Below are 12,851 nucleotides of genomic sequence, written 5' to 3'. Positions count from 1 at the left end.
GTCGTAGAGTTGCCATGCGCCCGGCAGTCCGGGCCGCATCCGAGGGCAGGAAGGCATCACGTGGAGATCCGAATCGGCATCGCGAACACCGGCCGCGAGCTCAACTTCGAGACCAACCAGCCGGCGGAGGCCGTCAAGTCGTCCATCGCCACGGCGCTCGACGGCGGCGCGACGCACATCACCTTCGCCGACGCCAAGGGCAACTCCTACATCGTCCCCACCGCGGGCCTGGCCTACATCGAGCTCGGCAGCGAAGAGTCCCGCCGCATCGGATTCGTGGCGTAGCAGGCCATGCAGATCGTCCTCGCGCTCATCATCGGAGCTGTGGTCGGTGTCGCCGTCCACTTCCTCGCCGGTGGTCGCCCCACCCGTGGTGCCGCCCTCGCTCCGTTCCTCGGCGCGGGCCTGGCAGGACTGGTCTGGCTCATCCTGACGTGGGCGGGTCTCGGCATCGACAGCGTCTGGCTGTGGCTGTCGCCGCTGGTCGTCTCGTGGCTCGCCTGGCCGATCGTCGCGCTCCTGGCTCGTCGGCGGCGCGCACACGACCAGCGCGAGCGCGCGCGGCTGCGCATCGCCTGAATCGGACGGATGCCGAGCGGCGACCTCCGGGCCGCTAGGCGGCCAGTCCCATCGCATCCATGCGGCGGGAGTGCGCCCCCATGAGCTCCGTGAAGACGGGCTCCACCTTCTCCTCGTCGGCGATCCGAAGCGTGGTGGGCCGCAGCGCCGCCCGCGCGATGAGAAGCGTGTCGCCGACCAGCCGGCGTCCCCACAGCGCCAGGAGCGACTTCCACTCGTCGTCGCTCGCGATGGTCTCGGCCACGATCTCGACGATCGCCTGCCTGTCGTCGTCAGCCCGAAGAATCCGGGCCACGCGGCGACCGGTCTCGCCATAGCTGGCCGAGAGCGTGAGGTAGAAGTCGTCGAGCATCCCCGCGATGATGTGCACCGAGAGCATCGTCTCCTGTGGCCGCACGCCGTGGGTCGCCTGGCGGAACGCGTCCAGCGGCTCCCGGAAGGGCAGCATGAGGGTCGTCGGGTCATCGCCCCGCTCGCGGATGAGGGCGACCAGCGCTTCGTGCTTGGTGAGGGCCGCACCTGCCGCACGCGACAGCGCCTCCTTCTTCTGGAGCTCGGGAGTCTCGGCGATGAGCTCGCTCAGCGTCTCGAAGAATCCGAGCTGCAGGTAGGCCGCCTGGCCGAGGAACGTGTCGACATCCGGGGCGAGCTCCTCGAAGTCCACTCGAGTCGTCGTGCTCGGCTCGTCGCGTGAGCGCAGGCGCAGCGAACGCGATTCACGCCGCGGACCACGCAGCAACCAGTCGAACACGGGGTACAGCCTAGGCCCCGGTGCCCCGCGCCGGAGGCTCCGCGCAGCGGGAAGCGGGGCGCGGCGGGGCGAATCGGGGATACCTCTGACGAGGCGTTCCACGGCCCGACAGCGCCGCTCGGGTATTCTGGACCCGTCCCCGGCGCCGGATCGGGGCCCCCGCGCCTGCGGATGAGTGAAAGGCGTGGATCTTTCCTCTTACAGGCGGTCACCTCACCGCCGGACAGGCTCATATCGTGACGACCTTCGCCGATCTCGGCGTCGACCAGGACATCGTCGACGTCCTCGCCTCCAAGGGCATCGTCGACGCCTTCCCCATCCAGGAGCAGACGATCCCGCTCGGCCTCCCGGGCCAGGACATCATCGGCCAGGCCAAGACCGGCACCGGCAAGACCTTCGGCTTCGGCATCCCGGTCGTCCAGCGCCTCGGATTCGACCCCGGGCACGGAGTCAAGGCGCTGATCGTCGTCCCCACCCGCGAGCTGTGCGTCCAGGTCTACGAAGACATCGACATGCTGACCCGCAACCGCCCGACGAGCGTCGTGGCCATCTACGGCGGCAAGGCCTATGAGGGCCAGATCGAGCAGCTCAAGGCCGGCGCCCAGATCGTCGTCGGAACCCCCGGCCGCCTGATCGACCTCAACAATCAGCGCCTGCTCGACCTGTCGAATGCAACCGAGGTCGTGCTCGACGAGGCCGACAAGATGCTCGATCTCGGGTTCCTCCCCGACATCGAGAAGATCTTCCAGAAGGTGCCGGCGGTTCGTCACACGCAGCTCTTCTCGGCGACGATGCCCGGCCCGATCGTCGCGCTCGCGCGCCGGTTCATGTCGAACCCGATCCACATCCGCGCGACCGATCCTGATGAGGGCCTGACGCAGGCGAACATCAAGCACCTGGTGTACCGCGCGCACAACCTCGACAAGGACGAGGTGATCGCCCGGATGCTGCAGTCCGAAGGCCGCGGCAAGACCGTCATCTTCACGCGCACGAAGCGCGCCGCCCAGAGGCTCGTCGATGAGCTGAGCGACCGTGGGTTCAACGCGGCGGCCGTTCACGGCGACATGAGCCAGGAGTCCCGTGAGCGCTCGATGGCCGCCTTCAAGGCAGGCAAGCGCGACGTGCTCATCGCGACCGATGTCGCCGCCCGCGGCATCGACGTCGATGACGTCACCCACGTCATCAACCACACGATCCCCGACGACGACAAGACGTACCTCCACCGCGTGGGCCGCACGGGCCGCGCCGGCAAGACCGGCATCGCCGTGACCTTCGTCGACTGGGAGGACCTGCACAAGTGGGCCCTCATCAACCGCGCCCTCGAGTTCGGCCAGCCGGAACCGGTGGAGACCTACTCCTCGAGCCCGCACCTGTACAGCGACCTCGACATCCCGGCCGGGACCAAGGGCCGCATCGCGACCGCCCCGAAAACGCAGACCGTCAAGACCCAGCCGGCGGCCCGCGCCGTGGATGTCGCCGCCGACGACACTGCCGAGGGAGGCACGCGCCGACGCCGGCGTCGCTCCCGAGGATCGGGCGCCGACCGCGTCGGTTCGACGTTCGAGGCCGATGGTCAGCCTGGCGCGACCGACGGCTCCGGCGACGCAGCATCCCCCGAGCGACCCGCTGAAGGCGCGGGCACGCACGACGGCCAGGGCAGGGAGCACCACGACGGCAAGCCGGCCCCGGCGCGCCGCCGCCGTCGCCGCCGCCCGAGCACCCCGGCCGCCGGCGCCGGGGCCTGATCGTCCCGCGCGACGGCTCACGCCTCGGCGGACGGGGCCGGAAGGGGCGCTAATCTGTGCCCAGTGGCACTCGCGCCGCGCTCCTTCCGAAAGAGGCACTCATGAGTTTTCTGGAAACCGCGGAGAACACAGGTGTGATGGGGTCCACGTGGGACTTCCTCGTCTGGTTCTTCATGCTGTTCGTCTTCGTCGCCTACGTGTTCGTGCTGTTCTCGATCATCGCCGACCTGTTTCGCGATCACGAGCTCAACGGCTTCCTGAAGGCCATCTGGGTCATCTTCCTGATCTTCGTGCCGTTCCTCGCCGCGATCGTCTATCTGATCGCGCGGGGGTCCGGCATGAGCAAGCGATCGCTCAGGGCGATCACGAAGACCCGTGCCGTGCAGGCGGACTACATCCCGTCCGTCGCCGGCGTCGGGGCGAGCCCCGCAGAAGAGATCGCCAAGGCGAAGGAACTCCTCGACGGCGGCTCGATCTCCGAGGCCGAGTACCAGGCCATCAAGGCGAAGGTCCTCTCCTGACCGTCCGCTCCACGTGACAGCAGCGCCCTCACCGACCCTGGTGGGGGCGCTGCTTTCATCATCGGGCCGAAGATCATCGAGGGTGGAGAAACCGACCCTCAGGGATAGACGGGGCGGCTCCCGCGGCCGAGCGCGATGATCCGCTCGACCATGGCATCTGTCGTCGTGTTCTCGCCCGGCAGATTCGGCTTCCCGAGCCCGTGATAGTCGCTCGACCCGGTGACGATCAGGTCGTGGCGATCGACGACCCTGCGGAGGGTCCGCTTGCCCGCCTCCGTGTTCTCCCGGTGCTCGAGTTCGAATCCGGCCAGTCCCCTGCCGATGAGCTCTTCGAGGAAGTCCACCGGCATCATCCGCGCGCGCCCCGAGGGCGTCGGATGGGCGACGACCGGCACTCCGCCCGCCGCGACGACGAGTCCCACCGCCGTGTCGACGGAGGGTGCATAGTGCCCTTCGTAGTAGCCGGCACGGGGGTGGAGGATCGTGTCGAAGGCCTCGCCCCGCGTCGCCACGATCCCGCGCGCCATGAGCGCGTCCGCGATGTGGGGCCGACCCACCGTCGCACCGTCGCCCGTCTGCGCGAGGACGTCGTCCCAGGTGAGCGGATGGTCACGTCCGATGCGCCGGACGATGCGCTCGGCGCGTCCGACGCGGTCGGAGCGGATGCGCTCCATCTCGGCACGGAGGCCCTCATCGTCCGGATCGAACAGATACGCCAGCAGGTGCACCGATCGCCATTCGTGGTGTGCCGACAGCTCCATGCCCGGGATGAACGTCATGTCGAGCGATCCGGCAGCCTCGGCCGCCTCCGACCATCCCGACGTCGTGTCATGGTCGGTGAGCGATACCGTTCGCACGCCCTGGCGGTGCGCTGCCGCCATCACTCCCGCAGCCGATTCGGTGCCGTCGGAGTGCACGGAATGCAGGTGCAGATCGCTCGGCCCCTCGAAGCGCCGATCCCCTGCCATTCTTCGAGCGTAGCGCGCGTCTGACCGGCGGTGCGGGCAGGCTCCTCCCAGGGTGCTGACATAGAGTCGCGGGCGTGCTGCGACTGCTCGGGATCCTCGTCACAGTGCTGTCCGCGATCGTGGCGGCCGTCCTCACCTGGCCGTCGTTCTTCCGGGTCCAGGACATCTTCCCGATCGCTCAGATCATCGCTTTCCGCACGCTCGTCCTCGGGGGATTCGCGGCCGCCGCCGCGCTCCTGCTTCTCCTCGCGCTCATCCGCCCGATCCGCACGATCGCCCTCGCGCTCGCAGCGATCGCCATCCTGGCGACGGCGGCCAACGGGTATGTCGTCGTCTCGCGTGGCCTCGGCACCGAGACGCTGCCGGAGAAGACAGGCGACAGCATCCGGGTCATGACCTGGAACACCGCGGGCGAGGCGACATCCCCGGAATCCGTCGCGCAGATCGCCGTCGCGATGGACGTCGACATCGTGACGCTCCCCGAGACGACGATCGAGACGGGTGAGCAGGTGGCGATCGCCATGCGCGATCTGGATCACCGCATGTGGGCCCACCATGCCGAGTTCGGGGAGAACGGCTGGGATGCCCGTTCCACGACGCTCCTGATCTCCCCCGACCTCGGCGACTACGCCGTGATCGAATCATCGGTCGAGGGCACGACCAACACCTCGACCGTTCCGAGCGCCGTCGCGATGCCTGTGGACGGTGATGGGCCGACGGTCGTCGCCGCCCACGCCGTCGCCCCACGGATGTCGTACATGCAGCACTGGCGCGATGACCTCCAATGGCTCGCCGACCAGTGCGCGGACGGAAACGTCATCATGGCCGGGGACTTCAACGCGACCGTCGACCACATGGGGCGCCTGGGCGTGGACGGGGGCACCCTCGGTCGCTGCCACGATGCCGCGGCAGAGACCGGCAACGGGTCGGTGGGCACGTGGTCGACCGACACCCCCGCACTGCTGGGCTCACCGATCGATCACGTTCTGGCATCGGCCGAATGGAAGGCGACCGGGTCCATCGTGCTCCGTTCGCTGGACGGGTCGGGGAGCGACCACCGCCCGCTCATCGTGCAGCTCGAGCCCGTCGGCTGACAGGCCGTCGAGCCCCGGTCCACCCGTTGCAGGCCGGCCGAGGCGTGGGAGACTGGAGGAATGAGCACCTCTGGCGAGAGCGACACGATCGCGACCGAGACCGAGACCGCCGCCGACACGACCCCGCGCCCGTCGACATCGACCAACCGCCGTCAGCCCTTCGGCGCGGGGTTCCTCGAGAGCATCTCCGAGGGATGGGCGGAGCGCCCTGAGCTCGCCCCGCCGCTTCGCGAGCAGGCCCCGTTCGCCGCGGCGCGGCGCGAGGCCGTGTCGGCCGCGTTCCCCGGCAAGCGTCTGGTCGTGCCCGCCGGAGGCCTGAAGGAGCGCAGCAACGACACCGACTACCCCTTCCGTGCTCACTCCGCCTTCGCTCACCTCACGGGCTGGGCGTCGGACTCCCAGCCCGACTCCGTGCTCGTCTTCGACCCGCGCCAGGACGGCGGGCACGACGTCACCCTCTTCTTCCGCGAGCGCGCCGACCGTACGACGAGCGAGTTCTACGCGGATGCCTCGATCGGCGAATTCTGGATCGGCCCCCGCCCGGCCCTCGCAGGGGTGGCAGGAGAGCTCGGCATCGAGACGTCGCATGTCGCCGACTTCGAGCCGGATGACGACGACCTGGTGGTCGGCGAGGACGAAGACCTCACCCGCTTCGTCTCCGAGCTGCGGCTGGTGAAGGACGAGTACGAGCTCGCCGAGCTGCGGCTCGCGGTGGAGGTCACCGCGCGAGGCTTCGAGGACGTCATCCGCGAGCTCCCCCGCGTCATCGAGCACCCGCGCGGAGAGCGCATCGTCGAGGGCGTGTTCCATCAGCGAGCCCGCAGCGACGGCAACACCGTGGGCTACGACACGATCGCGGCGTCCGGTCCTCACGCCTGCTACCTGCACTGGACCCGCAACGACGGCGCGGTCGTTCCCGGCGACCTGATCCTCATCGACGCCGGCGTCGAGGTCGACAGCCTGTACACGGCCGACATCACGCGCACCCTCCCCGTGAGCGGCCGGTTCACCGAAGTGCAGCGTCGCGTCTACGAGACGGTCCGCGAGGCCGCCGACGCCGGATTCGCCGTCGCGAAGCCGGGCGTGCGGTTCCGCGCCGTCCACGAAGCCGCCATGAAGGTCATCGCGGCCCGGGTGGCGGAGTGGGGCCTGATCCCCGTCACGGCGGAAGAGGCCCTGGATGCCGATCACGGCGGCCAGCACCGGCGCTACATGGTGCACGGCACGAGCCACCATCTCGGCATCGACGTGCACGACTGCGCGCAGGCCCGCCGCGAGATGTACTACGACGGCGTGCTGGAGCCCGGCATGGTGTTCACGATCGAGCCCGGACTGTACTTCCAGATCGACGATGTCACCGTGCCCGAGGAGTATCGCGGGATCGGCGTGCGCATCGAGGATGACGTCCTGGTGACCGCCGACGGGGTGGAGAACCTCTCGGGCGCCATCCCGCGGTCTGCGGATGAGATCGAAGACTGGATGCTTCGTCTCGGACTGCGCTGACTCTCAGCCGCGGGCGCGCATCCACTCCGCAGCGAGCGGGGCGATATCCGCGCCGATCTCGTCGGCGGGACGCTTTCGCCCTTTGACCTCGAACGAGTGTCCGCCGCCCTCCACCCAGTGGAGGTCGGCGTCGCGGCACGACAGCACCGCCTCTTCGAGTTGGCTGTGCGGATCCACGAAGGGGTCTTTCGTGCCCTCGAGGAACAGCTGAGGCTGAGGGACGTCGGGAAGATGGGCGACGCGCGCCTTGCCGGAATCGCCGGGCGGGTGCAGCGGATATCCCAGATACACCAGCCCTCGGGGTGCGATTGCGCCCTCTGCGGCCGCCATCGAGGCCATCCGGCCGCCATACGACTTGCCGGTCGCCCAGAGCGGAGCCGAGGACCGGTCGGCCGCCCACGTCTCGACCGCCGACCACGCCGACACGGCATGACCGGCAGGGCCCGGCATCCGTCGTCCAGCCTCGGCATAGGGAAAGTTGAACCTCAGCGTCGCGACGCCCCGCTCATTGAGGGCGCGGGCGAAGCCGACGAGGAACGGATGGCCGTAGCCCGTGCCTGCCCCGTGTGCGATCGCCGCGACCGCCCACGCGCCGTCGACCGGGGTCCACGCCGCCGAGACCTCCACCGTGCCCGTCGGAAGTTCGACGGAGATGCGCTCGTCTCGCTCGGCGTCGCTCACGAGCGGTCGGGCTCCCCCGTGTCAGCACCTTCCGGCGCCTCGCCTGTCGGCGCTTCTGCCGGTGGCTCGACGCGCTCGCCGTAGCGCGGGGGCTCATGGTGGACGGGCGACGGAACGGAGGGCGGGAGGATCGTGGTCGTCGGGGGTGCGGGAGCGCCGATCACCTCGCGGGCGCGGTGGATGCTCTTGTCCGACACCGTGACCTCGTACCGTTCGGCCACCACCTGCATGACCGAGGCGAAATCGCGTCGGCGGCGGACGAGGGAATAGGCGACGATGCTCATGAGCATTCCGATCGCGACGCCCACGAAGAGCACGCCGACGAACCCCTGGATGGGAACCGACGGCGAGCCGAGCACCAGGATCGCGGAGAAGAGCAGCCCGAGCAGAAGCCCGTTGATCGCGCCCGTGCGCGCCGCCGCGGCATAGCCGAGACGGCCGGTCACGCGCTCGATCGAGCGCAGTCCGTGACCCACGATCGCGATGTCCCTGGCGGGGATGTCGGCCGCGATGAGCCGCGAGACCGCCTTCTGCGCGGCTTCGTACGTCGGAAAGCTGGCCACGGTCGGACCCACCTCGGCGGCTGCCTGACCCGCCCTGCCGCCCATCATGCTCACCTCCTCATCCTCCCATGCGTGCGGGTCTACGCTGGACGAGTGAGCCAGCAGAGGGTATTCGTCGCGCGCCTTTCCGGGTGCTCGGTCTTCGACCCCGCCGGCGACCGTCTCGGCAAGGTGCGGGACGTCGTCGTGATCTACCGCAAGGACGATCCGCCGCGCGTCATCGGCCTCATCGTCGAGATCCCGGGGCGGCGCCACGTCTTCGTGTCCATCGGGCGCGTGACCTCGATCGGCACCGGTCAGGTCATCACCACCGGGCTCATCAATGTCCGTCGGTTCCAGCAGCGCGGCGGCGAGGTGCGCGTCATGGCGGAGATGCTCGGTCGCAAGGTCTACCTCACGGACAGCTCCGGCGTGGCGGTCATCGAGGACGTCGCCATCGAGCGCAACCGGCTCGGCGAGTGGGACATCGGACAGCTGTTCCTGCGCCGTCCCAAGACGAGCGCCTCCCCCTTCGCGAAGGGCCCGACCACGTTCGCGGAGTGGAACGAGGTGCGAGAGACCCAGGTTCCCGGCGAAGCGCAGTCCGCCGAGCAGCTGGTGGCTACCTACTCAGAGCTGAAGGCGGCGGACCTCGCGAACACGCTGCTCGATCTCCCCGAGGACCGCCTGATCGAGGTCGCCGAGGAGCTCCCGGACGATCGGCTCGCGGACGCCCTCGAAGAGATGCCCGAAGAGGACCAGGTGCACATCCTGGAGGCGCTCGGCGACGAGCGCGCGGCCGACATCCTCGATGCGATGGAGCCGGATGACGCGGCCGACGTGCTCGGCCAGCTCTCCGAGGACCGGCTCGAAGAGCTCCTCGACCTCATGGAACCCGAAGAGGCCGAGGACGTCCGCGCCCTCCTGAAGTACGGGGCCGACACCGCGGGCGGCCTCATGACCCCGGAGCCGATCGTGCTGTCGGCCGATGCCACGGTCGCCGAGGCCCTCGCCCTCATCCGCCGCCACGAGCTGCACCCCGCTCTCGCCGCAGCCGTCTTCGTCACCCTTCCGCCGTATGAGACGCCGACCGGCCGACTGCTCGGAACAGTGCATTTCCAGCGGATGCTGCGCTACCCGCCGCATGAGCGGTTGGGCGCCATCATCGACGACACGCTCGACCCGGTGCCCGCGTCGGCGTCCGCGGCCGAGGTGGCCCGCCTCCTCGCGAGTTACAACCTCGTGTCGCTGCCTGTCGTCGATCAGGCCCGTCGCCTGGTCGGCGCCGTGAGCGTCGACGACGTCCTGGACTACCTCCTGCCGGAGGACTGGCGTTCGCATGACGCCGACGACGATCGCCCCGCACCCATCCCGACCACGACCGCGAGCACGCTGCACATCGGCAACGCCCGAGGCGGCGGGAGGAGGCGCTGATGGCCCGGCAGACCCGGCAGACCCCGCTCGACGCACCTCGCGGCCGTTCGGGCATGCTCACGCGCGCACCCCAGCCCTCGCGGGATCGCTTCGGCCAGTTCTCGGAGTCGTTCGCCCGCGCGATGGGCACCTCGAGCTTCCTCATCGGGATGACGATCTTCGTGGTGGTGTGGCTCGCGTGGAACACGTTCGCCCCCGTGCCGCTGCAGTTCGACCCGCGCTCGTCGAACTTCACGCTGCTGACGCTGATCCTCTCGCTCCAGGCGTCCTATGCCGCACCCCTGATCCTTCTGGCGCAGAACCGTCAGGACGACCGCGACAGAGTGCAGATCGAGCAGGATCGCCAGCGCGCCGAGCGCAACCTCGCCGACACCGAGTACCTCGCGCGGGAGGTCGTCGCCCTTCGCATGGCCGTCACCGACTTCTCGGACGAGGTCGTCTCCCGCGACGTCCTGCGCGCTGAGCTCAAGGTGCTCCTCGAGCAGCTCGATGTGCGGAGCAAGGCGGACGAGACGGTGGAGTCGGAATCACGATGACGGATGCCGCGGCTGCCGTCCGCGCCGCGGTCGGGGCGGTGGTCGATCCTGAACTGCGCCGGCCCCTGGCCGATCTCGGAATGCTGCGCGAGATCTCCGTGTCAGCCGGAATCGCTTCCGTGGGGGTCGCCCTGACCATCGCCGGGTGCCCCGCGGCCGAGCGGATCGCCCGCGAGGTGACGGATGCCGCGGCCTCCGTCCCCGGCATCAGCCGTGTCGATCTCGACGTCGGGGTGATGACGCCCGACGAGCGGCGCGAGCTGACAGAGCTCCTCCGCGACGGGCGGGCAGCGCGGGTCATGCCGTTCGGTCCTGACTCGCTCACGCGTGTGATCGCGGTGACCAGCGGCAAAGGTGGCGTCGGCAAGTCCACCCTGACGGCGAACCTCGCCGTCGCGCTCGCTGCACGCGGCCTCAGCGTCGGCCTCATCGACGTCGATGTGCACGGCTTCTCGATCCCCGGACTGCTCGGCCTCGTCGATTCCGAGGGGCGCACCCAGCGACCGACCCGCATCGACGAGCTCATCGTGCCTCCCATCGCCTATGACGTGAAGACCGTCTCGATCGGAATGTTCCTGCGCGAAGGCGAAGAGGGCTCCGCGGTCGCGTGGCGCGGGCCCATGCTGCACCGCACCGTCCAGCAGTTCCTGACCGACGTCTTCTTCGGCGACCTCGACGTGCTGCTCCTGGACATGCCGCCCGGAACGGGCGACGTGGCCATCTCGGTGGGCCAGCTGCTCCCCCATGCCGAAGTCCTCGTCGTGACCACTCCGCAGTCGGCGGCATCCGATGTCGCGATCCGCAGCGGGCTCGTCGCGCGGCAGACGGGGCAGCGGGTTGTGGGTGTCATCGAGAACATGGCGGCCATGACCCTTCCCGACGGCACAGTGCTCGACCTGTTCGGGTCCGGAGGCGGAGAGGCCGTCGCGGGCGCGCTGTCGAACGCAGGGGAAACCGTGCCGCTGCTCGCCTCGATCCCGCTCAGCCCGGCCCTTCGTGCGGACGCCGATGCCGGCATCCCGGTCGTGGCGGCGCATCCCGGCGATCCGGCCGCGGTCGCGATCGCACAGCTCGCCGCGACAATCGGCGCGCAGCCGCGCGGTCTCGCCGGGCGATCGCTGTCTGTGCGTCCGAGCCGCTGAGCGCGGCTACGTCGCCTCGGAGTCGAACGGCGGGGCCTCACCGGGAGTGAAACCAGTGCGCATCGGCTCCGACACCGTCGAGGCAACGGCGGCCCCTGCCGCGGCCGCTCGCACTGTCGGGACGGGAACGTCATCGAGAAGTGCCTCGCGAATGATGCGCCGGGGATCGTACTGCCTGGGGTCGAGAGTCCGCCAGTCGACGTCTTCGAAGTCCTCGCCCATCTCCTCTTTCACGCGCGTCTTCGCCGTACGCAGGTACTCGCGAGCGCGTGTCGTCCAGTGGGCGAGGGCCTCGGCGTAGCGAGGAAGCCGCTCAGGACCGACGAGCAGGGCAGCGATCACACCCAGCACGAGAAGCTTCTCGATCGTCACTCCGAAGAACACGCTCCCAGGCTACCGCCGCGTGGCTGGCTTCCGATCCGGCTGCCACGCTTAGGCTGAGCGCGGAGGATGCGCATGAGCGAGCAGGACGCGAACCATCGTTTCGCGAACGAGGCCGTCGTCGAGCCGGAGCACATCGCGCGCGCACGCGCTCATGCTCTCGAGCTCGGCGCCGCGCCGATCAGCCCGGCCGTCGGAGCCCAGTGCGCGCTCCTGGCCGCGGCATCCCAGGCCCTCAACATCGTGGAGATCGGCACGGGCGCAGGCGTCTCCGGTCTCTGGATGCTGCGCGGAGCGCCGCGAGCCACCCTCACCACCATCGACAGCGAGCCCGAGCACCTGGCCATCGCGCGGCAGTCGTTCGGCGAGGCGCGCGTACCACCCGCCAGAGCTCGGTTCATCACCGGGCGGGCATCCGATGTCCTGCCGCGCATGAATGAGGCCTCGTATGACATCGTCCTCGTCGACGCGGACCCCGAGGGCGTCATCGAGTACGTCGAGCACGGTCTGCGACTCGTGCGCGCGGGGGGCACCGTGCTCGTGCCCCGCGTCCTCGGCGGTGGCGGCGTGTCAGATCCCGTGCGGCGTGACCCGGTGACGACCGCGTACCGGTCCCTCATCCAGGAGACGCAGGCATCCGCCGCCGTCATCGGCGCACTGTCGATCGTCGGCGAAGGACTGCTGCAACTCACCACCATCCCCGCGGACTGACGTCCCACATGCCCCTGGACGCGGAAACGGCCGGTCCGAAGACCAGCCGTTTCTCGTGTGAGGCGACTCAGGCGGGGTTGACGACTCCGCTGAGCACGTCGTAGAGCTCCTTGGCCTCAGCGTCGTTCACCGAGACGACGAGGCGCCCGCCACCCTCGAGCGGTACCCGCACGATGATCAGACGACCCTCCTTCACGGCCTCCATCGGCCCGTCTCCGGTTCTCGGCTTCATGGCTGCCATCGTGGCTCCCTTTCGTCGTAGG

At 69.5% G+C, this 12,851-nt stretch carries 16 protein-coding genes; 10 read left to right on the top strand and 6 right to left on the bottom strand.

Annotation, left to right across the window (positions count from 1 at the left end):
* Positions 1–60 precede the first annotated feature (60 nt).
* The gene (locus AC1DP3_RS03085; RefSeq protein WP_477291173.1) at positions 61–285 is read left to right on the top strand and encodes a DUF3107 domain-containing protein; all 225 of its coding nucleotides are present in this window, start codon (positions 61–63) and stop codon (positions 283–285) included.
* A 6-nt stretch (positions 286–291) separates the two neighbouring features.
* Complete coding sequence (locus tag AC1DP3_RS03080; RefSeq protein WP_477291171.1) at positions 292–579, top strand: hypothetical protein; 288 nt, start codon at positions 292–294, stop codon at positions 577–579.
* Positions 580–613: 34 nt separating this feature from the next.
* Here the strand turns inward: AC1DP3_RS03080 and AC1DP3_RS03075 are convergent, their stop codons facing one another.
* Positions 614–1,330: a ferritin-like fold-containing protein gene (locus AC1DP3_RS03075; RefSeq protein ID WP_477291169.1), complete on the bottom strand. Its 717-nt coding sequence runs from the start codon at positions 1,328–1,330 to the stop codon at positions 614–616.
* A gap of 236 nt (positions 1,331–1,566) precedes the next feature.
* Between AC1DP3_RS03075 and AC1DP3_RS03070 the strand changes: the two genes are divergently transcribed.
* Together AC1DP3_RS03070 and AC1DP3_RS03065 are read left to right on the top strand one after the other, a co-directional pair.
* On the top strand, positions 1,567–3,075 hold the full coding sequence (locus AC1DP3_RS03070; protein WP_477291167.1) for a DEAD/DEAH box helicase: 1,509 nt from the start codon (positions 1,567–1,569) through the stop codon (positions 3,073–3,075).
* 101 nt (positions 3,076–3,176) lie between these two features.
* Complete coding sequence (locus AC1DP3_RS03065) at positions 3,177–3,596, top strand: SHOCT domain-containing protein (RefSeq protein WP_477291165.1); 420 nt, start codon at positions 3,177–3,179, stop codon at positions 3,594–3,596.
* A gap of 98 nt (positions 3,597–3,694) precedes the next feature.
* On the opposite strand, the gene AC1DP3_RS03060 is transcribed toward AC1DP3_RS03065, so the two are convergent.
* On the bottom strand, positions 3,695–4,564 hold the full coding sequence (locus AC1DP3_RS03060; RefSeq protein WP_477291163.1) for a PHP domain-containing protein: 870 nt from the start codon (positions 4,562–4,564) through the stop codon (positions 3,695–3,697).
* Between the two features lie 74 nt (positions 4,565–4,638).
* On the opposite strand from AC1DP3_RS03060, the gene AC1DP3_RS03055 reads away from it, so the two are divergent.
* Together AC1DP3_RS03055 and AC1DP3_RS03050 are read left to right on the top strand one after the other, a co-directional pair.
* The gene (locus AC1DP3_RS03055; protein ID WP_477291161.1) at positions 4,639–5,658 is read left to right on the top strand and encodes an endonuclease/exonuclease/phosphatase family protein; all 1,020 of its coding nucleotides are present in this window, start codon (positions 4,639–4,641) and stop codon (positions 5,656–5,658) included.
* 60 nt (positions 5,659–5,718) lie between these two features.
* Positions 5,719–7,161 (top strand): aminopeptidase P family protein, encoded by a 1,443-nt coding sequence (locus AC1DP3_RS03050; protein ID WP_477291159.1) that lies wholly within the window; start codon positions 5,719–5,721, stop codon positions 7,159–7,161.
* 3 nt (positions 7,162–7,164) lie between these two features.
* Here AC1DP3_RS03050 and AC1DP3_RS03045 read toward each other — a convergent pair whose 3' ends face one another.
* Both AC1DP3_RS03045 and AC1DP3_RS03040 read right to left on the bottom strand, forming a co-directional pair.
* A complete protein-coding gene (locus AC1DP3_RS03045) occupies positions 7,165–7,842 on the bottom strand; it encodes an alpha/beta hydrolase family protein (RefSeq protein ID WP_477291157.1) in 678 nt (225 codons plus the stop codon).
* Positions 7,839–8,453, bottom strand: a complete 615-nt coding sequence (locus AC1DP3_RS03040; RefSeq protein ID WP_477291155.1) for a general stress protein — start codon at positions 8,451–8,453, stop codon at positions 7,839–7,841. Before AC1DP3_RS03040 ends, AC1DP3_RS03045 begins: the two co-directional genes overlap by 4 nt.
* Positions 8,454–8,498: 45 nt before the next feature.
* On the opposite strand from AC1DP3_RS03040, the gene AC1DP3_RS03035 reads away from it, so the two are divergent.
* Genes AC1DP3_RS03035 through AC1DP3_RS03025 form a run of 3 tightly spaced genes read left to right on the top strand, consistent with a single transcriptional unit; the run spans position 8,499 to position 11,496 of the window.
* Positions 8,499–9,818 (top strand): magnesium transporter MgtE N-terminal domain-containing protein, encoded by a 1,320-nt coding sequence (locus tag AC1DP3_RS03035; RefSeq protein ID WP_477291153.1) that lies wholly within the window; start codon positions 8,499–8,501, stop codon positions 9,816–9,818.
* On the top strand, positions 9,818–10,354 hold the full coding sequence (locus AC1DP3_RS03030) for a DUF1003 domain-containing protein (RefSeq protein ID WP_477291152.1): 537 nt from the start codon (positions 9,818–9,820) through the stop codon (positions 10,352–10,354). The genes AC1DP3_RS03035 and AC1DP3_RS03030 overlap by 1 nt, the downstream gene beginning before the upstream one ends.
* Positions 10,351–11,496: an Mrp/NBP35 family ATP-binding protein gene (locus tag AC1DP3_RS03025; protein WP_477291150.1), complete on the top strand. Its 1,146-nt coding sequence runs from the start codon at positions 10,351–10,353 to the stop codon at positions 11,494–11,496. The genes AC1DP3_RS03030 and AC1DP3_RS03025 overlap by 4 nt, the downstream gene beginning before the upstream one ends.
* 6 nt (positions 11,497–11,502) lie before the next feature.
* On the opposite strand, the gene AC1DP3_RS03020 is transcribed toward AC1DP3_RS03025, so the two are convergent.
* Positions 11,503–11,880: a twin-arginine translocase TatA/TatE family subunit gene (locus AC1DP3_RS03020; protein ID WP_477291148.1), complete on the bottom strand. Its 378-nt coding sequence runs from the start codon at positions 11,878–11,880 to the stop codon at positions 11,503–11,505.
* 72 nt (positions 11,881–11,952) lie between these two features.
* Between AC1DP3_RS03020 and AC1DP3_RS03015 the strand changes: the two genes are divergently transcribed.
* The gene (locus AC1DP3_RS03015) at positions 11,953–12,588 is read left to right on the top strand and encodes an O-methyltransferase (RefSeq protein ID WP_477291145.1); all 636 of its coding nucleotides are present in this window, start codon (positions 11,953–11,955) and stop codon (positions 12,586–12,588) included.
* Positions 12,589–12,655: 67 nt separating this feature from the next.
* Here AC1DP3_RS03015 and AC1DP3_RS03010 read toward each other — a convergent pair whose 3' ends face one another.
* Entirely contained in the window at positions 12,656–12,829 is a 174-nt protein-coding gene (locus AC1DP3_RS03010) for a DUF3117 domain-containing protein (RefSeq protein WP_108594776.1), read from the bottom strand.
* Positions 12,830–12,851: the final 22 nt, after the last annotated feature.

The sequence above is a fragment of the Microbacterium sp. P5_B6 genome (assembly GCF_056400345.1).
The sequence above is the reverse complement of the archived record's forward strand: the minus strand, read 5'-3'. Positions and strand labels throughout refer to the sequence as shown.

Coding starts and splice junctions, on each gene's coding strand:
- AC1DP3_RS03080 (WP_477291171.1), top strand. CDS start 292: ATGCAGATCGTCCTCGCGCTCATCATCGGAGCTGTGGTCGGTGTCGCC.
- AC1DP3_RS03065 (WP_477291165.1), top strand. CDS start 3,177: ATGAGTTTTCTGGAAACCGCGGAGAACACAGGTGTGATGGGGTCCACG.
- AC1DP3_RS03060 (WP_477291163.1), bottom strand. CDS start 4,564: ATGGCAGGGGATCGGCGCTTCGAGGGGCCGAGCGATCTGCACCTGCAT.
- AC1DP3_RS03050 (WP_477291159.1), top strand. CDS start 5,719: ATGAGCACCTCTGGCGAGAGCGACACGATCGCGACCGAGACCGAGACC.
- AC1DP3_RS03040 (WP_477291155.1), bottom strand. CDS start 8,453: ATGATGGGCGGCAGGGCGGGTCAGGCAGCCGCCGAGGTGGGTCCGACC.
- AC1DP3_RS03030 (WP_477291152.1), top strand. CDS start 9,818: ATGGCCCGGCAGACCCGGCAGACCCCGCTCGACGCACCTCGCGGCCGT.
- AC1DP3_RS03025 (WP_477291150.1), top strand. CDS start 10,351: ATGACGGATGCCGCGGCTGCCGTCCGCGCCGCGGTCGGGGCGGTGGTC.
- AC1DP3_RS03015 (WP_477291145.1), top strand. CDS start 11,953: ATGAGCGAGCAGGACGCGAACCATCGTTTCGCGAACGAGGCCGTCGTC.
- AC1DP3_RS03010 (WP_108594776.1), bottom strand. CDS start 12,829: ATGGCAGCCATGAAGCCGAGAACCGGAGACGGGCCGATGGAGGCCGTG.